Consider the following 20,969-nt stretch of genomic DNA (forward strand, 5'->3'; position numbering starts at 1 on the left):
GTGGTGGGCGTTGCTGGAGTTCCTGCTCCGCGACTCGGCGTCCCGGGGCAGGCGGCACGGGTGTGGTTGCTCCCGTGCCGCGCGGCGCTCCCGTCATGTCAGGCGGCGCGCTTCACATGGCGGACCAGCCACATCAGCAGGGCGTCCAGGTCGGCGGCGGCCGAGAGGACCCGGTCGACCGCCTCGGGGGTGTGCAGCCACTCCTCGCAGCCGAGGGGACGGGCGGCGATCAGCGAACGGTGGCGCAGCAGATCCGTACGGGAGTGGTCGGTCGGATAGCCACGCGGGGGACGTTTCATCACGTCCCCGGAGATGTCGTAGCCCTTGTTCCGCAATTCCTCGACGATGGCGGACAGTTCACGGCCGCTCCCCTCGGAGGCCACGGCTTTGCGGAACGTGTCCACCTGGCCGGGATCGGGGTACCACCAGGCGCCCTGGATCCGCAGGCCGTCCAGGGAGAACCGTAGACCGATCTCGATCTTGCGGCCGAGCCGGATCGCCGCGCCCTGGTGCTGCCACCACCAGGAGTCGGTGCGGTAGTGCCAGACGGAGAAGTCCTCGTACCGGGGGTCGACGTCCGCGACCTCGTTGAGCAGGGCGATCATCGGCTGCCGGACCAGGTGTTCGCGGTCCGCGCGGTAGCGCTCGCGGGTCGCGTGGGTCGGTTCGCCCTGGAGCTGCCACAACACGTCCATGGCCTGCTCCGGCCAGCCGGTGAACTGTCCGCGCATGCGGCGGAGGATAACCCACCCATAGGCCGCGCGCGGAGAGTGAGGCGGGCAGGGAGGCGTAGCTCCAGACATCGTGAGAAGTGTTGCGGCCGGGCTCGCCGCCTAAGGTCCTTCCGTGAGGTCCCGCCCGGCCGGGGAGATCGGCAAGTCCGTTGAAAATCGAGTGCTGGGTGCTGCGTATGGTCAGGGCCTGACCGCGAACACCATGCCGATGTCACCGGCCTGTTGGACCGGGTCCTGCTCGGTGCTGACTGTGAAGCCGTGCGCGAGGAGGACCTCGCAGACTGTGTCGCGGTTCTGCTGCCAGCGCTCCACCTCGACGACGGCCTGGCGGATCAGCGGCCAATGCCGTTCCTCGATGCCTGCGAGTACCTCGAGTTCGGCGCCTTCCACGTCGACCTTCAGCAGATCGACCTGGTCGATGCCCTGCTCGTCGAGCGCCGATGACAGGGGCCTGACCTTCACCCGGTGCGTCTCGAGCCGCCGCATCACCCGCAGCTTTCGGCTGACGAGAAGAGTGAGGATGGGGGTGGGCACGCGGCGCAGGACCGGTCCCAGGCCGCCCTGGCGGATCATTTCGACGACGCTGGCGGTGACCCGGCGCTGCTCAGCCTCGATGTTCCCCTGATCCCGCGAGGAGGACGAGAAGATGGTGGCGGCCGGAACGTAGCTGAAATCGAGCTCGTCGTCACGCGACGCCAGGCCGTAGGAGAGCGCGGTCAGACGTCCGTTGAAGAAGTCGCGGGCATTGCGTTCGAGTGTCGCGTGGAGTGGCGGCATCGGCTCGAAGGCGTAGATCCGCACGTCCCCGTCCAGCCGCTCGTAGACGGCCGCCGAGAACACACCGATGTTGGCGCCCACGTCGAGTACCGTCGCGCCCGGCGTGCACTCGATGCCGTGGGTGAAGTAGCCGTCCACCTCCGCGCGCAGGAAGGACGCCTCCCAACGATTGATGCTGTGCAGTTCAATCGTTTTCATGGTCATGACAGAGTGATCTATCAGGGTTGGAGCCAACAATCCAGTCCGCATGTTTCACTTCGGCCGCGTCCCTGATCCACAGGGTGCGACATCGGCCGGCCGCGGCCATGCGGTGGCCAAGCAGCCGGGGACATTGCCCGTACCGGGTTGGGGACACAAGTCCGTACGCCGACAAGCTGAGACGCATAGAAGTTCGGGCGCTGGGTGGGACCAGTCCCACTACGCCGTTGGCGGCCGCGGGTCGCTCCCCCACCGCACAAGAAGCCGGTCTCACTCCGGACCGGCAACGAGGACCTCCACGCCGCTGGCCTGAAGTGTGTCGAGGTCTGACGCCGAGATGTCGGCGTCGACGATGACGAGGTCGAACGCGGTGACGGGTGCGAGCTGGTAGAGGCCGCGGCGTTGGAACTTGGTGTGGTCGACCAGCAGGATCTTGCGGTCGCAGGCTTCCATCAGGGCTCGTTTCACTCCCACCGTCTCCTGGGACTGGTGGTAGCAGTGGCCGCGGGTGATGGCGGTCGTCGAGGCGAACAGCGTGTCGGCACGCAGGCTGTTGACCGCGTCGATGGTCCGGATGCCAAGGAAGGCGTCGTAGGCGGGGTAGTACGCGCCGCCGAGCGAGATGAGCTCGATTCCCGGACTGCCGGCGAGCACCTGGATGACGGGTACGAAGTTGGTGATGACCGTCAGCGGTGCGCGCTGCGAGAGCAGTCCGGTGAGCGCGAGGGCGGTGGTGCTGTCGTCGACGATGAGGGACTGCCCGGGCTTGACGAGGCCGAGTGCGGCACGGGCGAGTGCGCTCTTCGCCGGCGCCATGGACTGGGTGCGGTGCCGGATGTCGCCGTGGAACGCCGTCGACGGTCGTGCGGTCGCCCCGCCGCGGACTTTCCTCAGCCACCCCTTGCCCTGTAGGTAGTCGAGGTCCCGGCGGATGGTCATCGGTGTCACGCCCAGCTCGTCGGCGAGCCGCTCGATGCGGACGAAGCCTTCGTCGACGACTCGGCTCTTGATCCGCTCCCGCCTCTCGCGCGGCCCTCGCCCGCCCTCTCCGGTGGCCGGATCTTTGTCGTCCTCCATGAAGTCCCTCTGTTCCCTTTTTGTTAACAGAACACCTACGCGTTCTGTCGGGCTTCCATCTCGTCCGCTGCACGCTCTCCACCTGCAACGAGCGTGTTACAGCAGGGTTTGTGGCGGGCTTCCCGAAGGAGCATGGCACACCGATGTTCACCCATGCCAGGAGAACGAACAGTCCGGCTGATCAAAGGATCAGGTATCGGTGTGCAGTTCTCAGGATGTGTTGACACCCGCAGGCGCCGCGCGTTTCTTGTGCGTTACGTCATAGCGACCGACCGGCGGCTGCACGGTCCTGGATCAAGGAGTCGAACATGAGAAAACTGGCCAGTGGTGCTCTCGCCGGCATCCTCGCCCTGGGTGCTCTCACCGCATGCGCTCAGGAACCGAACAGCGGGAACTCCGGGACCGCCAAGGCGGGCGGAGAGTCGGGCAAGGTCGCGTTCCTCATGCCCGACCTGGCCTCCACCCGCTACGAGCAGTACGACGCTCCGCTGTTCAAGAAGCGCATGGCCGAGCTGTGCCCGGACTGCGGAGTGATCTACCAGAACGCCAACAGCGACGCCTCGCTTCAGCAGCAGCAGGCGAATTCCGCGATGGCCCAGGGTGCCAAGGTGATCGTGATCGACCCGGTGGACTCGGCCGGGGCGGCCACGATCGTGCAGACGGCGCAGTCCCAGGGCGTCAAGGTGGTGGCATACGACCGTCCCATCCCGGACAAGCCCGCGGACTTCTACGTGTCGTTCGACAACGAGGCGATCGGCGAGGCCATTGCCCAGTCGCTTGTCGATCACCTGAAGGAGACCAAGGCCGAGGGCGGTGTGCTCCAGATCAACGGGTCGCCCACCGACGCCGCCGCCGGGCTGATCAAGAAGGGCATTCACAACGCCGTCGACGACAGCGGGTTCAAACTGCTGGCCGAATACGACACACCGGGCTGGTCGCCGGAGAAGGCCCAGCAGTGGGCGAGCGGGCAGATCGCCCAGTACCGCGGCAAGATCGCCGGCGTGGTGGCGGCCAATGACGGCACCGGCGGAGGTGCGATCGCGGCGTTCAAGGCGGCGGATGTGAAGGTCCCGCCGATCACCGGCAACGACGCGGAGCTGGCCGCGATCCAGCGCATCGTCGCGGGAGATCAGTTCAGCACCATCTCCAAGCCGATCAAGATCGTCGCCGAGGCGGCCGCGGACGTCGTCCACCAGCTGATGACGGGCGAGGAGCCCAAGGCCGACACCAAGCTGTTCAACACCCCGTCGCAGCTGTTCAAGCCGACGGTCGTGACGCAGAAGAACCTCAAGGAGGTCATCTTCGGCTCCGGTGGGGTGCTCAAGGCCAAGGACGTGTGCACCGCGCAGTACGCCGCCGACTGCGGACGCCTGGGCATCCAGTAGCGGTCTGAATTCTCCCGGAAAAGAGGGTCACGATGACAGGCACCGCGGTTACCGGTGCGGGCACGGACACTGTGTTGTCGCTGAGCGGAATCTGCAAGAACTTCGGCGCGGTCGCCGCGCTGACCGATATCGAGCTCGAGGTCGCGGCCGGTGAGGTGGTCGCCATCGTCGGGGACAACGGCGCCGGCAAGTCCACCCTGGTGAAGATCCTTTCCGGCGTGTACACACCCGACGCGGGAGAGATCTTCTTTCACGGCGAGAAGGTGTCCCTGGGCTCACCGGCCCTTGCCCATGCGATGGGCATAGCGACGGTCTTCCAGGACCTCGCCCTGTGCGAGAACCTCGACGTCAAGGCGAACCTGTTCCTGGGCCAGGAACTTCGGCCCTGGATGCTGGACGACGTCGCCATGGAGAAGCGCTCCTGGCAGTTGCTGCGACAGCTGTCGGCGAAGATCCCCACACTCGGCGTCCCGGTGGCCGCCCTCTCCGGCGGCCAGCGGCAGACGGTCGCGATCGCCCGATCCCTGCTGAGCAACCCGAAGATCGTCCTGCTCGACGAGCCGACCGCCGCCCTGGGCGTCGCGCAGACGGCCGAGGTCCTCAACCTGGTCGAGCGGCTCAAGGACAACGGACTCGGCGTGGTGATGATCAGCCACAACATGGAGGACGTCCGGGCCGTCGCCGACCGCGTCGCGGTGCTGAGGCTGGGCCGCAACAACGGTGTGTACAACGCCAAGGACGTCTCCTCCCAAGAGATCGTCGCCGCGATCACCGGCGCGACCGACAACGTGGTCTCCCGGCGAGCCGCGGGCCGGCCGACTTCCCCGCAGGAAAAGCAGGAAAAGCAGGGAGAGAAGGAAGAGCTGTGACCATCACCGAAGACTCGGTGGCAACGGCCACCGACCTACAGGATGAGCGTCTCGTGACGCCGCAAGGCATCACCGACAGCATCCGGGCCACGATCCGCCGCGTTCGGGGCGGAGACTTGGGCATGCTGCCCGTCGTCGGCGGCATCGTGGTGATCTGGACGATCTTCCAGGCACTTAACCCGACGTTCCTGTCCAGCACCAATCTGGTGAACCTGTCCTTCGACATGGTCCCGGTGGGCGTCCTCGCGCTGGGGATCGTGTGCGTCCTGCTGGCCGGCCAGATCGACCTGTCCGTGGGCTCGGTGAGCGGTGTGTCGGCCGCGGTCACCGCCGTCGTCATGGTCAAGGACGAGCAGCCGATATGGCTGGCGGTCCTCGCGGCCGTGGTCGGCGGCTGTCTGATCGGCTGGCTCTACGGCCAGGCACTCAACCGCTTCGGCATACCCAGCTTCGTGGTCACCCTGGGAGGGCTGCTGGCCTTCCTCGGCGTGCAACTGTGGCTGCTTCGCGGCCAGAACGCGATCAACCTGCCCTACGACTCCACCCTGGTGAAGTTCGCACAGCTGTGGTTCGTCCCCCACTGGATGTCCTACGCACTGGCCGTGGCGTCCGCGGTCGGGTTCCTGACCACCAGGTGGGTGCGGGCCCGAACCCGCCGCCGCGCCGGGCTGTCGTCCCCGTCGCCGCAGTGGCTTGTCATGCAGTCGCTCGTGCTCCTGGCCGGGCTGCTGCTCGTGGTCTTCTACCTGAACCGCACTCGCGGTGTCGCCTGGATGTTCGTGTTCTTCGTCGCCCTGGTGCTGGTGATGCACTACGTGCTCAGCCGCACCAAGTACGGACGATCCGTCTACGCGGTCGGCGGCAACGCCGAGGCGTCCCGCAGGGCCGGCATCAACGTGCGGCGTGTGTACACCTCGGTGTTCGTCCTGTGTTCCGGCCTGGCCGCGGTCGGCGGCATCCTGGCCGCCTCGCGACTGGCCGCGGCGAACCAGAGCACCGGTACCGGAGACGTCAACCTCAACGCCATCGCCGCGGCGGTGATCGGCGGGACCAGCCTGTTCGGCGGCCGGGGCTCGGCCATTGCCGCCCTGCTCGGGGTCCTGGTCATCCAGTCGATCTCCAGCGGTCTCACTCTGCTGAACCTCGACTCCTCCTACCGGTTCATGATCACCGGCGCGGTCCTGCTCATCGCGGTCGGCCTGGACTCCGTCGCCCGGCGCTCGCGCCAGGCACACGGTCGGGGGTGAAGCAGGTGACTGCGATCGCCATCGACGCGGGCACCACCACCATCAAGGTGGTCGGATACGCCGACGACGGGAGGGAACTGGCGGTGAGCCGTCGGCCGACCCAGGTGATGCGACCCCGTCCCGGGTGGGCCGAGCAGGACATGTCCGAGGTCTGGGCCGCGGTCGCCGACGCCGTCCGGGAAGTCGTCGCCGAACTCCCCGACACCCCCGACATGGTCGCGGTCACCGCACAGGGCGACGGCGCCTGGCTGGTCGACGGCCAGGGACGTCCCACCGGGCCTGCCGTGCTGTGGAACGACGGGCGGGCCACAACCCAGATCACCGCGTGGGAGCGCGACGGGGTGGCACGGGAGGCGTTCGGGATCAGCGGGTCTCGCGTGTCCACCGGGATGCCCAACGCCGTGCTGGCCTGGCTGCACGAGAACGACCCCGCCCGGGTGGCCGACTCGAGTCACCTGCTGACCTGCGGTGGCTGGCTTCACCTGAAGCTGACGGGTGAGCCCGCCGTCGACGAGTCGGACGCCTCTGCACCATTCCTGGACATCAGGCGGCGCGACTGGTCCGACCGGCTGTTCGAGCTCTACGGCCTGGAGTGGGCGCGTCGGCTCCTGCCCGAGCTTCGCGACGACGACCACCGAGTCACCACGCTCACCACCTCGGCAGCCGCGGAGACCGGCCTGCCCGCAGGTATCCCGGTGGTGCTGGCGCCGTACGACATCTGCGCCACCGCCATCGGCACCGGCGCGGTGAGGGCCGGTCAGGCATGCTGCATCCTCGGCACCACCCTGGCCACCGAGGTCATCACGGACACGGTGGTCACCGATGAACCGGTGGGCATCACCGTGACGCTCGGAGCCCCGGGGCGCTACCTCCGCGCCTTCCCCACCATGAGCGGCGGCGACGTCCTGGACTGGGGTGCGGGCATGCTCGGACTGGCCTCTGTCACAGATCTCATGGGTCTGGCGGCGCGCGGCAGCCGCAATACAGCCGGGGTGCGGTTCATCCCTTACCTCTCCCCTGCCGGAGAGCGGGCCCCGTTCTTCGACACCACCGCGCGCGGCTCCCTTTCCGGCCTGTCCCTCGAAGCCGGCCGCGAGGACGTGGCCCGGGCGCTGGTGGAGGGAGTCACCATGACCATCCGCGACTGCCTGGCCGCGGCCCCGGGTTCCCCGGACCGACTGGCGCTCTGCGGCGGCGGCACCAGAAGCGACTTCTGGATGCGGCTGATCTCCGATGTGACCGGCCTTCCTGTGACCGTTCCCGCCTCCGCGGAGGTCGGGGCCCGCGGCGCCTGGCTGACCGGCCTCGTCGCCACCGGCCGTGAGCCGGACTTCCCGACCGCCGCCGCCCGGCACGTGGAGGTCGCCGCCACATACGAGCCCGATCTGGAGGCGTACGACGACTTCAGCGACCGGTACACCGACTTCTTGCGGCTGCGGGAGCTGAACCAGCCGATGTGGGCACGCGACCACGGACAGACACGTTCGACCCCGACCGGTGGAGTCGGCGCATGACCGCCAGCGGAAGTGCTGCCTGGCTGGGCATCGACCTGGGGACTCAGGGCGTACGAGTGGTCGTCGCCGCGTCCGACGGCAGTGTGCTGGGCGAGGGCTCGTGCCCGCTGACCGGCCGCCGGGAGGGCGACCGCCATGAGCAGCACCCCGAGCAGTGGTGGCGCGCTGTCCTCACGGCGATCGACCTGGCACGCGCCGCGGGTGCCGACCTGCGCCGGGTCCAGGGGGTGGCAGTCGACGCGACCTCCGGCACGATCACCATGCTGGACCGCCGTGGCCTCTGTGTGACACCAGCGCTGATGTACGACGACGGCCGCGCCGCGGCGGAGGTGGAGCAGGTCAACGCCGCCGGGGCGCAGCAGTGGGCCAAGGCCGGCTACCAGCGGATGCAGCGGTCCTGGGCCCTGCCCAAGCTCCGATGGCTGCTCGACCACTATCCACACGCCGCCGAAAACGGCTGGCGACTGGCGCATCAGAACGACGTCATCAACAGCAGGCTCGTCGGGCACGAGGTACCCACCGACACCAGCAATGCGCTCAAGACCGGCGCCGACGCCGCACAGGTGACATGGCCCGAGCCCGTTCTCGCCGCGTTGGGGATTCCCCGCGCGATGCTGCCCGACCTGGTGCTGCCCGGCACGGTCATCGGTCAGGTCTGCGCCGCGGCCGCCGCGGAGACCGGGCTCAGCGAAGGCACCGCCGTCGTCGCCGGGATGACCGACGGCTGCGCGGCGCAACTGGGCTCCGGCGCCACCGAGGTCGGAAGCTGGAACTCCGTCATGGGCACCACCCTGGTACTCAAAGGCGTCACCAAGGACCTCGTTCATGATCCGCACGGGGTGGTGTACTCCCACCGATCACCCTCCGGCCACTGGCTGCCCGGCGGAGCCTCCAGTGTCGGAGCCGGCCTGGTCGCCCGGGAATTCGCGGACGTCGACCTGGACCGGCTCACCCGCGAGGCCGCGGCACTGCTGCCCACCGACCTCTTGCGCTATCCACTGGTCTCCCCGGGGGAGCGGTTCCCTTTCGTCGCCCCGGATGCCCGCGCGTTCGGCAGCCGCGAACCAGCCAACCGCGCCGAGTCCTTCGCCGCGCTGCTTCAGGGCGCCGCCTACGTCGAACGGCTCTGCTTCGACTACGTGGACCTGCTCGGCGCCCCGACCGACGGAGCGGTCGTCCTCACCGGCGGGGCCACCCGCAACCCCCTGTGGAATCAGCTGCGCGCCGACGTGCTGCAACGCCCCGTGACCCTTCCCCGCAACGCGCAACCCGCGCTCGGCATGGCGGTACTGGCCGCATCGAGCCGCGAACCTCTGGACAACGTCGCCGCCGCGATGGTGCGACTCGACCGGACCCTCGAACCACGCCGCTTGGAGAAGGACCCTCACGAAGAAGGCTACGTCCGGCTGCTCGATCTGCTTGTCCAACGCGGCTGGCTCCCCGGCGTCGTCGCGACCCACGCACGAGAAAGGACGGCGCCTTGAGCCTCCATGTCATCCTCGTCCGACACGGGGAGACCCTGTGGCACGCCGAGAACCGGTACGCCGGCAGCACCGACATCGCGCTGACCGAGCACGGCCACGCACAATCACGCCAGCTCGCGGACTGGGCGGAGCAAGCAGACCTGACCGCGATCTTCGCCTCCCCGCTCACCCGATCGCAAGAGACCGCACGCGACAGCGCGATGAGCACCGGGCTGCCGGTGAGCGTGGATGAACGGCTGCGCGAACTCGACTTCGGTATCGCCGAGGGCCTCACCCGCGCGGAGATGCAACAGCGGTTTCCCGACCGCCTTTCGGCCTTCAAGACCGACCCGGTGACCAACCACTTCCCCAAGGGAGAGAACCCTCTCGCCGCCGGCGACCGCTATCTGGAGTTCCTCACGGACCTCCAGGCCGATCATCGCGAAGGCCGCGTCCTCGTCGTGGGCCACTCCACCGCGATCCGGCTCGCGCTCTGCCGCATGCTCGGCCTGCCACTGCGCGAGTACCGCCGCATCTTCCCGTTCCTGGCCAACTGCGCCTTGAACGAACTCGTCCTGAGCAACGGCCTGCCGTCGTTGCTGACGCTGAACCGCCCCGTGACCTCAGGAGCAATCAAGTGACCACCATCCTCTGCGCCGGTGACCACTTCGTCCTCAACTCCCTGCTCGTCGACAGGCTCCGGCCGGCCGCACCCACCGCGACCTTCCGCGAACTCACCCTGCCCTGGCCGGTCGAGCCCTTCGGGGAGGTCGCCGAGGTACGGGAAGCATCCGGCACCGAGGAGCAGCTCATCGAGGCCCTCAGCGGAGTGGACATCTGCGTCACCCAGATGGCCCCGCTCACCGAGCGAATCCTGGAAGCCTGCCCCGATCTGCGCCTGTTCTGCGTCAGCCGCGGCGGCCCCGTCAACGCCAACCTGGAGGCAGCCACCCGGCACGGCGTCGCGGTCTCCTTCGCCCCCGGGCGCAACGCCACCGCCACCGCCGAGCACACGGTCGCCCTCATGATGGCCGCGGCCCGACGCGTCCCCGCCACCCACGCGGATCTCACCGCAGGCACCTGGCGAGGTGACTACTACATGTTCGACAAGGTCGGGCCGGAGCTCGAGGGCAGCACCGTCGGCATCGTGGGATACGGGGCCATCGGGTCCCGGGTCGCCCGGATCCTCCGCGGATTCGGCGCCCATGTGCTCGTCGCCGACCCCTTTGTCCGTCCGGACGACGTCTCACCGGCCGAGGTCACCGACCTGCCGGACCTCATGCGGCGCTCCACATTCGTCACCGTCCACGCCCGCGCCACTCCGCAGACCGAGGGCCTGATCTCCCGCCAGCTGATCGACCTGATGCCCGCGGGCGGCGTCCTGGTCAACTGTGCCCGCGGCTCCCTCGTCGACTACGACGCCGTATGCGACGCCCTGGACGCCGGAAACCTCTTCGGCGCGGCCTTCGACGTCTTCCCCCGAGAGCCGATCCCCGCGGACTCACGCCTGCTGACGACCCCGAACATCGTCATGACACCCCATCTGGCCGGCGCGAGCAAACAGACCGCGTTCAACGCCGCCTCCATCGTGGCCTCCGAAGTAGGACGGTTCCTGGAGGGCCGGCCACTCGCGCACTGCGCGAACCCACAGGTTCTGGCCCAACTTCACTGAACTCCCGACGCGGCACCCAGCTCCCATGTCAAAGCTCTGATCGTCCGCTCCCCGTAAGCCGGCATGCTCATCGGCGCAACCGCCCGATGACGACTCCCCAGTCAGCTGCGGTCGGCGTCCGCGCCGTCGCGGGTGCCACCCTGTCGTGAGGCCGGGGGCGGACGGGTCGGTACCCTGCCTGGGCGGGCGGGGAGTCCAACCCGCCCCAGTCCGCTGTCCGCTGTCCCGTCCGGTCCCGGGCGGGCTTTCGAAGGCCCGAAGCTTGATGAGTCCGCACGGTCCGCGGGGAGCCGTCTCGCCGGCGTCCGGCATGCTGCGGGGAGTGCGGGCGAGCATGCTGGCGGCGCTGTGCGTGCTGCTGCCGCTGGCTGGTCATGTGCTGGCGCGGTGCCATGCGCCCCGGTGGATCATCATGGCCGGTATGGCCGCGGTGGCGGTTCCGGGTGCGGCGGTGCTGACGCGGCGGCGGTTGACGGACACGCAGTTGCTGGTCGTGCTCGCGATCGCGCAACTGGCCTACCACGCCGCCTACTCGTTGCCCGGGGTCTGTGCGGCGGTGACGGAGCAGGACGCTTCCGTGGGGGGTCTGTCCCGGCTGGTCGAGCATGACGCGGTCACCGGGCCCCCGGCAGGTGCGCTGCTGGCCGGACATCTGGTCATGCTGCTGCTGGCGGCCCGTCTGCTGGGCCTGACCGAACGGCTGTTGTGGCAGAGCCGGTCGCTGCTGGCGGTCGTACAACGCTTGCTGCTGTTCCTGTGGCCACTGCTCGGCGGTGGGCACGTCACTGGGCCCTGCCCTGCCATGACCCGGAGCACGGCGCCCCCGAGGTCGGCACTGCTGGTGCGGCTCAACGAGGGCCGGGCGCCCCCGCGCACGGCTCGGATCCCCCTTGTCCTTCTCCGGCCGACGCTGATCGGCGGTCCCTGCCTGCCCTGACGGGCCTGGCACGAGGGTGACCGCTGGGCGGGCCGGTCTCCTTCGTCCCGGCGCAGCACATCGCCGGGGGACACAGAGAGTCCCGCATCATGAACGCCTTTCATCGGCGTGCCGCCCGAGTGGCGGCACGCGGCATCGCCGTACCCGCCGCCGCGCTGGCGGTACTGGCCATCGCCGCTCCGCTGGCCGCGGCCCACACCGAACTCGACGTCAGCAGCCCCGGCACCAAGGCGGCGCTCGCCGGGCTGCCTCCGCAGGTCACGCTGACCTTCAGCGACGAGATGACGCAGAAGTACGCCAAGATCGCCGTGACCGGCCCGGACGGGGAGTCTTCGGCCTCCGGCGAGCCGGAGGTCCAGGGCCGGACCGTCACCTTGCCGCTCGAGTCCGGCTCACCGGCCGGTCGTTACACCGTCGGCTACCGAGTGGTCTCCGCCGACGGCCACCCGATCACCGGCTCGTACACGTTCACCGTCAAGGCGGCCGGCAACCCGAGCCCGTCGCCGCGAGCGGAACAGTCCGCCGACGCACCGCCGACGCCTGCCGCCCGTACGGCCCAGGCGGACACAGCCGGTGAGGAGTCATCCGGCATGAACACCTCCGCCCTCGCGGGCGGCGGCGCGCTGGCCCTGCTGGTGGCGGCCGTGGGCGCATACGTGGCGCGGCGGAGGCGAGCCGGTCATGGCGACTGAATCCACCGCCAAACCTCAGCGGCTGCCGTTCGTCCTGGCCGCCTCGCTCGGCGTCGCGGTCACGGTGACGGCGGCGGCCGTGTGGGCCGGTGGCGGCGCGGCAGTCCAGGTCCCCGGGATCCCGGACGCCGGGGCACTCACCGCTTGGGGCCTGCCGGTGGCCCGTACGGTCACGGACGCGGCCGCCGTGGCGACCATCGGCGCGCTGCTGCTCGCGGCCGTGCTGCTGCCCGGCGGCAGGAAGCTCGGGCCGACGCAACTGCGCTACCTCACCTGGGCCGCGGCGGCAGCAGGACTGTGGGCCGTCGCATCATCCGCGACCCTCGTCCTCACGCTGTCGGACCTGTTCGCCCAGCCTGTCGGCGAGGTGGCGTCCGCCGCCGTGCTGGCCGACTTCGTCACCACCGATGCACAGGGCCGCTCGTACGCCCTGATGGCGGCGGCGGCAGGAGTGGTGGCGACCCTGTGCGTGGGGGTCGGCACGGCGTGGTGGGCGCGCCTGGCGTTGCTGCTCGCGCTCATGGGGATGCTGCCGCCGGCGTTCAGCGGGCACTCCGCGGCGGCGGGCAACCACGACGCGGCGGTCATCAGTCTCGCCCTGCACCTGGTGGGTGTGGCCGTGTGGGTCGGCGGGCTGGTCTTCGTCCTCGTAACTGCTGCGCGCCGAGAGTCGGATGCGGCGACCGCGGCCCGGCGTTTCAGCCCGCTCGCAGGCTGGGCGCTGATCCCGGTCGCGGCCAGCGGGATCGTCAACGCCGTGGTCCGGTTGCCGTCCGTGGCCGAGGTGTTCACGAGTCGGTACGGGCAGATGGTGCTCGCCAAGGCGGTGGCGCTGGCCCTGCTGGGCGGGATCGGCTGGTGGCACCGGAAGCGCACGCTTCCCGCATTGAGCGACGGCAGGCGACGTGCGTTCGTCCGGCTCGCGGCCGGTGAACTCCTGCTCATGGCCGCCGCGATGGGACTCGCCGTCGGCCTCTCCCGCACCCCGGCACCCGGCGTCGACGACACCCCGCTCTCCCCCACCGAGGAACTGCTGGGCTTCGCCATGCCGCCACCGCTCGGCGACTTCCCGTGGACGCCGCTGTTCACCGAGTGGCACTTCGATCCGGTGTTCGCCTTCGGTACGGCCACCGCGGCGCTGCTGTACCTGGCGGGCGTACGGAAGTTGCGCGCCCGGGGCGACAAGTGGCCGGTCGGGCGGACGATTTCGTGGCTCGCTGGCCTGGCGGTGACCGTCCTCGCCACCATGAGCGGGCTCAACGCGTACGGCAAGGTGCTGTTCAGCGTGCACATGGGCCAGCACATGATCCTCGCGATGACGGTGCCGATCCTGCTCGTGCTCGGCGCCCCCGCCACCCTCGCCCTGCGAGCCCTGCCCGCCGCGCCGAAGGACGAGCCGGACGGGCCGCGCGAGTTGCTGATGAGGCTGCTGCACAGCCGCTACGTCAAGGTCGTCTCCCACCCGGTGGTGGCGAGTGTGCTGTTCATCGGCAGCGCGTTCGTCGTCTACTACACCTCGCTGTTCGAGACGCTGATGCGCAGCCATCTCGGGCACATGGTCATGCTGGTGCACTTCCTGGCCGTGGGACTGCTGTTCTTCTGGGTCGTCATCGGCATCGACCCCGGCCCGCGCCGCCCGCCGCATCTGGGCCGGTTGTTCGTGCTGATCCTGACGATGCCGTTCCACTCCTGGTTCAGCATCTCGCTGATGAGCTCCACCGCGCTGATCGGCGAGGGCTGGTGGTCACTGCTGGACCGGCCGTGGGTCGAGCGGGCGATGGACGACCAGTACGACGCAGGTGCGATCGCCTGGGCCACAGGCGACATCCCCGTCCTGATCACCACGATCATCCTGGCCGTCCAGTGGGTCCGCTCCGACCAGCGCGAAGCCCGCCGTATCGACCGGCAGATCGACCGCGGCGACCACAACGACCCACTCGCCGCCTACAACGCCTACCTGGCCGGCCTCCACGCCCGCGACCGACGGCCCGCCAACACCCGTACCACCGAGGAATCATGACCAAGCTGAAGAAGAACCTGATCGTCGCCGCCGTGCTCGTGGCCGGATTCGCCGCCGCCCTCGGCTCCTATCTGTTGTTCTCCCCCGACGACCGGAACAGCGGCGGCCTGGACGCACAGCCGGCCGCCGAGGCCCTGCCGGTACGCGAGTCCAGCCATCGTCTGACCGAGCCGAAGAAGAGCGAGCTCACGATCGTCGAGTTCCTCGACTTCGAGTGCGAGGGCTGCGGGGCGATGTACCCGGTCGTCGAGAAGCTGCGCGAGGAGTACGGCGACCGGGTCACCTTCGTCGCCCGCTACTTCCCCATGCCCGGCCACCGCAACGGCGAACTCGCCGCGCGTACAGCCGAAGCCGCCGCCCGGCAGGGCAAGTTCGAGGAGATGTACAACAAGCTGTTCACCACCCAGAAGGAGTGGGGCGAGTCACAGGACTGGAAGGAGGACGCCTTCCGCGGCTACGCGAACCAACTCGGCCTGGACATGGACCGCTTCGACGCCGACCTGGCCGATCCGGAGGTAGCCGGGCGCGTGCAGTACGACCAGCGCGACGGCCTCGGCCTGGGCGTGCAGGGAACACCGACCTTCTTCGTCGACGGAGAGATGATCCGGATTCCTGACTCCTACGAGGCGTTCAAGGCACTCATCGACGACCGGCTCTCCGGATGAGGCAGCGGCCCGGTCATGCAGTACGTCGTACCCGCCCTGACGATCTCGATGCAGGACAACCGGGCCACGTCCGCCGTCGAGGGGGCGCCTTCCTGCCTCCGTGAACGGCCCCACCCCACCCCACGTATACGACAAGGTGAACGTCCGTGACCTCCACCAGCCGGCTTGTCCACGACGAACGCCTGGCCGGGATGTACGTCATTCCCACCCCGGTCCGCGTCGAGGTCCTCGACCCCGACGACCCCACGCCCTACCTCTACCTCGGCACACGATCGTGAGCACGCGGGTGCGGGCACATTCCGGGCGGCGTACGACGGTTTCGCGTACGGCGTCCGGCCGGTAGGGGATGATGGGCGACCGTGCCAGCTGATCATGTGACCGGACGTGAAGTGCGTCCCGGAGCAGGCCGGACCAGCCGTGCCGGAACGTGCGTGCGGGCCGGCCTGTTCGCCGTGCTCGGCACCGTCCTCGCCACCTTCGGGCACCACGCGGTCGCCGAAGGCACGGTGCCGTGGCGGCTGGTGGCGGCATTGATCCTGGCGCAGTTCGCGGCGGTCTGGCCGCTCGCCCGGCGCCGCTACTCGCCGGTCGCGACGGTCGTGGTCACGCTGGCGATGCAGGGGGTGCTGCATCTCGCCCTGTCCTGCACGGACAGTGAAAGCTCTACGGCAATGCCGCAGCATGCGATGCACACCGGGCCTGTGGTCGCCGCCTCGGGGGACGGGCATGCCTGGCATCACGCCGGAGCGGCGATGACGGTCGTGCACACGGCTGCCGCGCTGGTGGTGGCCTGGCTGCTGCATCGGGCGGACGCACGGATGACGGCGGCGCTCGGCACGTTGCGCACGCTGGCCGAGGCCGCTGCGGCCGCACTGGATCAGGTGCTGCCACGGGGGCGGGCAGTCGACCCGGACGGCGCCATGCCCAGGCTGCCCGCCGGGCGGAGCGGCATGTCCTTCGCGGTGGCCACGCGGACACGGGAGGAAGTACTGGAACACGCGGTGGTGCGCAGGGGGCCACCGCGGCGGGAGCACTGTCCGGTTCTTCACCGGCCCCGCCAACTGCGGGGCCGGATTTCCCCGCATCAGCAAGGAGTCCCCTGTGTCCATGTCCAACCACCCGCCGGCGCGTTCCGGCCGTCGTTTCGTCCTCGCCGGTGCCGTCGCGCTCACGGCCGTACTCGCCCTCGCCACACCGGCCGCCGCGCACGCGGAGGTCGAAGCCGACAAGCCCCAGGCCCTGGCAGAGAACGTCACTCTCAGCTTTGTCTCCGAGGCCGAGTCCGCCTCCGCCGGCTTCACCGCACTGCGCGTCGTCCTCCCCGAGGGCATCGCCCCCGCTGACATCACGCTCGACGAGGCCCCCAAAGGCTGGCAGCTGAAGGCCACCGACGACGGCTACACCGTCGGCGGTCCTGCCCTGAAGACCGGCGTCGACGCCGAGCACAAGATCAAGGTCCGGCAACTGCCTGACGAGAAGGAGATCGCGTTCAAGACCGTCGAGACCTACAGCGACGGGGAGGTCTCCCGCTGGCTCGAGCTGCCCACCGGCGGAGACGAGCCCGAACAGCCCGCTCCTGTCCTGAAGTTGGAGGCGGCGGCCCCGGGCGCCAAGCCGGTCGGCCCGAGTCCGACGACCACCGAGAGCGCGGCGCCCAGCACGGCGGCGCCCACCCCCTCCGCCGAAGTGACGGAACCTGACACCTCAGCGGCGGCCGAGGACACGGCCACCGACGCGGACGACGGCATGTCCTCCGGTGTCCTGGTGGCCGTGATCGTCGTCGCGCTGCTCGTCCTCGGCGGCGGGGCCTGGTGGCTGGTCAAGCGCCGGGGCGCCGCGTCCGAGAGCTGACGTTCACCGCCGTTGTCCGGGGCGGCTCTGCCCCGGACGACACAGCGGACAGGCGGCCGCGGAGACCGTGCCTGTGTCGCCCAGTTCTGAAGCGCGCTCATGCACGCGTGATCCAGGTGCCGCAGCCCGGCGAGGTTCAGCTCGACGGGCCGGTCTGCCGGTAGCTGCTCCAGGGTGTCGAGGATGTGCGGCAGGCGCAGGAAGGTCGCGTGCCCGTGAATGTGCACCCGGACCGCCGCCTCACGGGTGTCGTCGACGTCGATGTGGACGTGCGAGGTCTCCCACGCCGCCCTGGCCACCGAAATCAGCAGGCCGATGACGACGCCCTCGAACAGTTGGTGACCAGGATCGCTCCGGCAGCGATCACCAACACCACGGCCTCACCCCGGTGTTCACGCCACAGCGGCCCCAGCTCATCGACGGGCAGGAGCTTTGAAGCCGGCGTGTATGAGGACACCGGCCCGCTGAGGTGGCGGCGAGCAGGCGTGCCGCACCTGCCGCCGCGTCGTACATGGCCGGCCCTGCCCCGACGTCGGCGGCCGTCCAGATCGGGCGAGGCCAGATGAGCGAGGCCGAGACCGCGGCATGTCGCGGGTCCTGCGGAGCCGTTCGTCTGCCGCATCGGTATCTCCTCGCGCTCTTCGCGCTCTTCGTGCCGGACAACCCCTTGCGGCGGGTGACGGCCGTCGAGCGAGGCGACTCCACGGATGGATTCACCCGTTGCGGTGAGCGGTCGCGCCCCGTGGGACCGTCGCACCGAACCCGGTGGAGCCAGCAAGGCACGGGGTCGGCGGCCCATGGCGATGCCTGACACGAGGGCGCTCTTCACGCGCACCTTATGCACATGATCGATTACCGTCTGCGCTGATGAGGATCTGGTCGTTGCGCCGCAGCAGCCGCCCCGTGTCATGGACCGGGGCGACGCTCGTGGTGCTCGTGGCCGCGCTGGTGCACCTGTTGGCGTGCGCCCACGGCCCCGCCTCGGCGGGACCGGGCCGCGCGGACGCCATCCTCGTCGTCTCCCCCGCGTCCTGGGGGCAGCCCTCTCAGACGGCTGTCGGGACATCCGCCAAGGGACTGGACTCCACCGAGGGCGGGGGGGTGCACTGCTCGGGCCCGGACGAGACGGCAGCCGCGCCGCCACGCGACATCACTCCGACCGCCCGAGCGGCCCTCCATGTGCTGCCCTCCGAGGGCATCGACGCGCTGACCGGTGTCGTACCAGCACTGCCGTCGCGGTGCCCGGATCCCGCAGTGCACCCCGTCCAGCAAGAGCGGGCCCGGCTGGGCGTCTGGCGCACCTGATCGGCCCCTGAGCCGCAGCCCCGGACAGCACCCGCACGCTCCTGCGACGGCTTCGGCTCGGCTTCCGATCAGTCCAGCATCCTTCCCCCACACAGCGACCGGCAGCCATTGCCTGCGTCGGCCGCAGGAGAAGCACGCCATGAACCAGACCAGCCCGACTCCCGGACTCGCCGCGCCCGCCCAGCTGCTCGCCGACACCAAACGCCCGATGCACACCCCCGCCGGCCTCGTCGGCGACACCCCTGTCCTGTGGATCGGGGCCCCGTTCACCGCCGCGGGACGCGGCTTCTGGACCAAGCTCGAAGGCCACAACCCCGGTGGCATCAAGGACCGCACCGCACTGCACATGGTGCGCGCCGCACGCGAGCGCGGACGGCTCCTGTCCGGCGCCCGCATCGTCGAGTCCACCTCCGGCACCCTCGGCCTCGGCCTGGCCCTCGCAGGCGCAACTTACGGCCACCCGGTCACCGTCGTCACCGACCCCGGCATGGAACCCCTGATGACCGGCCTGCTCATGGCGTACGGCGCCGAGGTCGACCTCGTCGACACCCCGCACCCGACCGGTGGCTGGCAGGAGGCCCGCCGCCGGCGCGTCGAGGAACTCCTCGCAGTCCACCCCGACGCCTGGTGTCCCGACCAGTACAACAACCCCGACAACGTCGCCGCCTACGCCCCGCTCGCCCACGAACTCGTCGCCCAACTCGGCCGCATCGACACGCTCGTCGTCTCCGTCGGCACCGGCGGCCACTCCGCCGGAATCGCCTCCGTCCTGCGCGGCTACTTCCCCCACCTGCGGGTCGTGGGCGTGGACACGACCGGTTCCACCATCTTCGGCCAGCCCGCCGCCCCGCGCCTGATGCGCGGTCTCGGCAGCAGCATCTATCCGCGCAACGTCGCCTACGACCTCTTCGACGAGGTCCACTGGGTCGCCGCCCCCGAAGCGGTGTGGGCCGCCCGCCGCCTGGCCCGTGACCACTACGCCACCGGCGGCTGGAGCGTCGGCGCGGTCGCCCTCGTCGCCCGCTGGCTGGCCCGCAGCCTGCCCCCCGAGGGCCGGATCGTCGCCGTCTTCCCCGACGGGCCGCAACGCTACGTCGGCACCGTCTTCGACGACACCTACTGCCGCGAGCACAGTCTTCTGGGATACGTGCCCGCCGACGACCCGGACGAGATCGCCCACCCCGGCGACCGCATCATCACCCGCTGGACGCGCTGCACCCACATCACCGACCCCCTGTCCTCCGACGCTCTTTCCGCCGGCGGACAGCAGACGGTCGTGGGAGCCGCCCGATGAAGAGCCTGTGGCGGCAGACCCGCTCCTTCCCGCCCGCCGCGCGCCTGCTGATGGCCAACCAGTTCGCCATCAACCTCGCCTTCTACATGCTCATGCCGTACCTCGCCGCCCACCTCTCCGACGGACTCGGCCTGGCGGCCTGGGCGGTGGGGCTCGTGCTGGGCGTACGCAACTTCTCCCAGCAGGGCATGTTCCTGATCGGCGGCACCCTCGCCGACCGCTTCGGATACAAGGCCCCGATCATGGCGGGCTGCCTCCTGCGCACCGTCGGCTTCGGCCTGCTCGGCTGGGTCGACAACCTCCCCGCCCTGATCGCCGCGTCCGCCGCGAGCGGCTTCGCCGGCGCCCTGTTCAACCCCGCCGTCCGCGCGTACCTCGCCGCCGAGGCCGGTGAGCGACGCGTCGACGCCTTCGCCACCTTCAACGTCTACTACCAGGCCGGCATGCTGCTCGGCCCGCTCATCGGACTCGCCCTGCTGGCCGCCGACTTCCGGCTCGTCTGCACGGTCGCCGCCGCGATCTTCGCCGTCCTGACGGTGCTGCAGGCACGGTCGCTGCCGGTCCACCGGGCCAAGCCGGCCGACTCCGCGCCAGAGAACGTGATGGCTCAGTGGCGCACGGTCGTCACCAACCGGCCCTTCCTCCTCTTCGCCACCGCGATGATCGGCTCGTACGTCCTGACCTTCCAGGTCTATCTGTCCCTCCCGCTGGCCGCGACCAACGCCCTTGGATCCAGGGGAACCTGGGCCACGAGCGGGCTGTTCGTCGTCTCGGCCGTGGTCGCGGTCGTGGGGCAGCTGCGGCTGACGGACTGGGCGAAGAAGAGGTGGAGCCCTTCTCAGGCACTGGTGCGCGGACTGACCGCGATGGGGCTGGCCTTCCTGCCGCTCGCGCTCACCCCGACCGGTGCTCCGACTGCCGTACTCACTTCCCTGGTAGCGGCCGTCGCACTGCTCGCGGTCGGCAGCGCGGTGGTCTACCCGTTCGAGATGGACACAGTGGTCAAGCTCTCCGGCAACCGCTTCGTCGCCACCCACTACGGCCTCTACAACACTGTCGCCGGCCTGGGCATCACCCTCGGCAACCTTGCCACCGGCGCTCTGTGGGACCTTGCCACACGACACAACACCCTCTGGCTGACCTGGTGCATGCTGACCGCGACGGGGCTCGCCTGCGCGGCCTCCGTTGCCGCCCTCGCCCGTAGCGGACACCTGGCCGAGCAGCGGCAACCCCAACTCGCCCCCGCCTGACCGGGCCGGGGAGACCGAC

Annotated in this window: 19 protein-coding genes and 1 pseudogene; 16 read left to right on the top strand and 4 right to left on the bottom strand. The window is 69.9% G+C overall.

Translation table 11 applies throughout. The annotated features are described in order from the left end of the window. Nucleotides 1–98: 98 nt before the first annotated feature. The 3 genes from ACIHFB_RS00680 to ACIHFB_RS00690 all read right to left on the bottom strand — a co-directional run bounded on the left by ACIHFB_RS00680 (nt 99) and on the right by ACIHFB_RS00690 (nt 2,786). Complete coding sequence (locus tag ACIHFB_RS00680; RefSeq protein ID WP_365282169.1) at nt 99–731, bottom strand: DUF2461 family protein; 633 nt, start codon at nt 729–731, stop codon at nt 99–101. 183 nt (nt 732–914) lie between these two features. Continuing rightward, nucleotides 915–1,715, bottom strand: a complete 801-nt coding sequence (locus ACIHFB_RS00685) for an FkbM family methyltransferase (RefSeq protein ID WP_400124698.1) — start codon at nt 1,713–1,715, stop codon at nt 915–917. Between the two features lie 264 nt (nt 1,716–1,979). Next, on the bottom strand, nt 1,980–2,786 hold the full coding sequence (locus ACIHFB_RS00690; RefSeq protein WP_365282171.1) for a DeoR/GlpR family DNA-binding transcription regulator: 807 nt from the start codon (nt 2,784–2,786) through the stop codon (nt 1,980–1,982). 308 nt (nt 2,787–3,094) lie between these two features. Here ACIHFB_RS00690 and ACIHFB_RS00695 point away from each other — a divergent pair, with 308 nt between their 5' ends. From ACIHFB_RS00695 to ACIHFB_RS00755, 13 genes are all read left to right on the top strand, one after another. Continuing rightward, nucleotides 3,095–4,171, top strand: coding sequence for a sugar ABC transporter substrate-binding protein (locus ACIHFB_RS00695; RefSeq protein WP_365282172.1), 1,077 nt, complete (start codon nt 3,095–3,097; stop codon nt 4,169–4,171). Between the two features lie 32 nt (nt 4,172–4,203). Then, nucleotides 4,204–5,040, top strand: a complete 837-nt coding sequence (locus ACIHFB_RS00700; RefSeq protein ID WP_400124701.1) for an ATP-binding cassette domain-containing protein — start codon at nt 4,204–4,206, stop codon at nt 5,038–5,040. Between the two features lie 2 nt (nt 5,041–5,042). After that, nucleotides 5,043–6,287, top strand: coding sequence for a sugar ABC transporter permease (locus ACIHFB_RS00705; protein WP_400125574.1), 1,245 nt, complete (start codon nt 5,043–5,045; stop codon nt 6,285–6,287). A 5-nt stretch (nt 6,288–6,292) separates the two neighbouring features. Beyond that, entirely contained in the window at nt 6,293–7,801 is a 1,509-nt protein-coding gene (locus ACIHFB_RS00710; protein WP_400124703.1) for an FGGY family carbohydrate kinase, read from the top strand. Further along, nucleotides 7,798–9,285, top strand: a complete 1,488-nt coding sequence (locus ACIHFB_RS00715) for an FGGY-family carbohydrate kinase (RefSeq protein WP_400124705.1) — start codon at nt 7,798–7,800, stop codon at nt 9,283–9,285. The genes ACIHFB_RS00710 and ACIHFB_RS00715 overlap by 4 nt, the downstream gene beginning before the upstream one ends. Then, nucleotides 9,282–9,905, top strand: a complete 624-nt coding sequence (locus ACIHFB_RS00720) for a histidine phosphatase family protein (RefSeq protein ID WP_400124707.1) — start codon at nt 9,282–9,284, stop codon at nt 9,903–9,905. Before ACIHFB_RS00715 ends, ACIHFB_RS00720 begins: the two co-directional genes overlap by 4 nt. After that, complete coding sequence (locus ACIHFB_RS00725; protein WP_365282177.1) at nt 9,902–10,936, top strand: 2-hydroxyacid dehydrogenase; 1,035 nt, start codon at nt 9,902–9,904, stop codon at nt 10,934–10,936. The genes ACIHFB_RS00720 and ACIHFB_RS00725 overlap by 4 nt, the downstream gene beginning before the upstream one ends. A gap of 265 nt (nt 10,937–11,201) precedes the next feature. Next, a complete protein-coding gene (locus ACIHFB_RS00730; RefSeq protein ID WP_400124709.1) occupies nt 11,202–11,873 on the top strand; it encodes a hypothetical protein in 672 nt (223 codons plus the stop codon). Between the two features lie 89 nt (nt 11,874–11,962). After that, a complete protein-coding gene (locus ACIHFB_RS00735; protein ID WP_400124711.1) occupies nt 11,963–12,565 on the top strand; it encodes a copper resistance protein CopC in 603 nt (200 codons plus the stop codon). Continuing rightward, the gene (locus ACIHFB_RS00740) at nt 12,555–14,585 is read left to right on the top strand and encodes a cytochrome c oxidase assembly protein (RefSeq protein WP_400124713.1); all 2,031 of its coding nucleotides are present in this window, start codon (nt 12,555–12,557) and stop codon (nt 14,583–14,585) included. Before ACIHFB_RS00735 ends, ACIHFB_RS00740 begins: the two co-directional genes overlap by 11 nt. Beyond that, on the top strand, nt 14,582–15,250 hold the full coding sequence (locus ACIHFB_RS00745; RefSeq protein WP_400124715.1) for a DsbA family protein: 669 nt from the start codon (nt 14,582–14,584) through the stop codon (nt 15,248–15,250). The genes ACIHFB_RS00740 and ACIHFB_RS00745 overlap by 4 nt, the downstream gene beginning before the upstream one ends. A gap of 146 nt (nt 15,251–15,396) precedes the next feature. Then, nucleotides 15,397–15,528, top strand: coding sequence for a DUF3093 family protein (locus ACIHFB_RS00750; RefSeq protein WP_400124717.1), 132 nt, complete (start codon nt 15,397–15,399; stop codon nt 15,526–15,528). Nucleotides 15,529–16,357: 829 nt separating this feature from the next. After that, entirely contained in the window at nt 16,358–17,101 is a 744-nt protein-coding gene (locus ACIHFB_RS00755) for a DUF1775 domain-containing protein (protein ID WP_400124719.1), read from the top strand. Between the two features lie 71 nt (nt 17,102–17,172). On the opposite strand, the pseudogene ACIHFB_RS00760 reads toward ACIHFB_RS00755, so the two are convergent. Then, a pseudogene (locus ACIHFB_RS00760) lies at nt 17,173–17,562 on the bottom strand (SulP family inorganic anion transporter); the annotation flags it as partial. A 406-nt stretch (nt 17,563–17,968) separates the two neighbouring features. Between ACIHFB_RS00760 and ACIHFB_RS00765 the strand changes: the two are divergent. The 3 genes from ACIHFB_RS00765 (at nt 17,969) to ACIHFB_RS00775 (ending at nt 20,950) form a co-directional block, all read left to right on the top strand. Further along, nucleotides 17,969–18,406: a hypothetical protein gene (locus tag ACIHFB_RS00765; RefSeq protein ID WP_400124721.1), complete on the top strand. Its 438-nt coding sequence runs from the start codon at nt 17,969–17,971 to the stop codon at nt 18,404–18,406. Nucleotides 18,407–18,545: 139 nt separating this feature from the next. Then, nucleotides 18,546–19,700: a PLP-dependent cysteine synthase family protein gene (locus ACIHFB_RS00770; RefSeq protein ID WP_400124722.1), complete on the top strand. Its 1,155-nt coding sequence runs from the start codon at nt 18,546–18,548 to the stop codon at nt 19,698–19,700. Beyond that, a complete protein-coding gene (locus tag ACIHFB_RS00775) occupies nt 19,697–20,950 on the top strand; it encodes an MFS transporter (RefSeq protein ID WP_400124724.1) in 1,254 nt (417 codons plus the stop codon). The genes ACIHFB_RS00770 and ACIHFB_RS00775 overlap by 4 nt, the downstream gene beginning before the upstream one ends. Nucleotides 20,951–20,969 lie beyond the last annotated feature (19 nt).

Origin of the sequence: Streptomyces sp. NPDC051963 (genome assembly GCF_044593495.1) — a bacterium.
GTDB lineage: Bacteria > Actinomycetota > Actinomycetes > Streptomycetales > Streptomycetaceae > Streptomyces.

What these genes read in the sequence shown, in the direction of transcription:
- ACIHFB_RS00680 (WP_365282169.1), bottom strand. Translation starts at nt 731, where the DNA reads ATGCGCGGACAGTTCACCGGCTGGCCGGAGCAGGCCATGGACGTGTTG.
- ACIHFB_RS00685 (WP_400124698.1), bottom strand. Translation starts at nt 1,715, where the DNA reads ATGACCATGAAAACGATTGAACTGCACAGCATCAATCGTTGGGAGGCG.
- ACIHFB_RS00690 (WP_365282171.1), bottom strand. Translation starts at nt 2,786, where the DNA reads ATGGAGGACGACAAAGATCCGGCCACCGGAGAGGGCGGGCGAGGGCCG.
- ACIHFB_RS00695 (WP_365282172.1), top strand. Translation starts at nt 3,095, where the DNA reads ATGAGAAAACTGGCCAGTGGTGCTCTCGCCGGCATCCTCGCCCTGGGT.
- ACIHFB_RS00700 (WP_400124701.1), top strand. Translation starts at nt 4,204, where the DNA reads ATGACAGGCACCGCGGTTACCGGTGCGGGCACGGACACTGTGTTGTCG.
- ACIHFB_RS00715 (WP_400124705.1), top strand. Translation starts at nt 7,798, where the DNA reads ATGACCGCCAGCGGAAGTGCTGCCTGGCTGGGCATCGACCTGGGGACT.
- ACIHFB_RS00730 (WP_400124709.1), top strand. Translation starts at nt 11,202, where the DNA reads ATGAGTCCGCACGGTCCGCGGGGAGCCGTCTCGCCGGCGTCCGGCATG.
- ACIHFB_RS00735 (WP_400124711.1), top strand. Translation starts at nt 11,963, where the DNA reads ATGAACGCCTTTCATCGGCGTGCCGCCCGAGTGGCGGCACGCGGCATC.
- ACIHFB_RS00740 (WP_400124713.1), top strand. Translation starts at nt 12,555, where the DNA reads ATGGCGACTGAATCCACCGCCAAACCTCAGCGGCTGCCGTTCGTCCTG.
- ACIHFB_RS00745 (WP_400124715.1), top strand. Translation starts at nt 14,582, where the DNA reads ATGACCAAGCTGAAGAAGAACCTGATCGTCGCCGCCGTGCTCGTGGCC.
- ACIHFB_RS00755 (WP_400124719.1), top strand. Translation starts at nt 16,358, where the DNA reads ATGTCCAACCACCCGCCGGCGCGTTCCGGCCGTCGTTTCGTCCTCGCC.
- ACIHFB_RS00765 (WP_400124721.1), top strand. Translation starts at nt 17,969, where the DNA reads ATGAGGATCTGGTCGTTGCGCCGCAGCAGCCGCCCCGTGTCATGGACC.
- ACIHFB_RS00770 (WP_400124722.1), top strand. Translation starts at nt 18,546, where the DNA reads ATGAACCAGACCAGCCCGACTCCCGGACTCGCCGCGCCCGCCCAGCTG.
- ACIHFB_RS00775 (WP_400124724.1), top strand. Translation starts at nt 19,697, where the DNA reads ATGAAGAGCCTGTGGCGGCAGACCCGCTCCTTCCCGCCCGCCGCGCGC.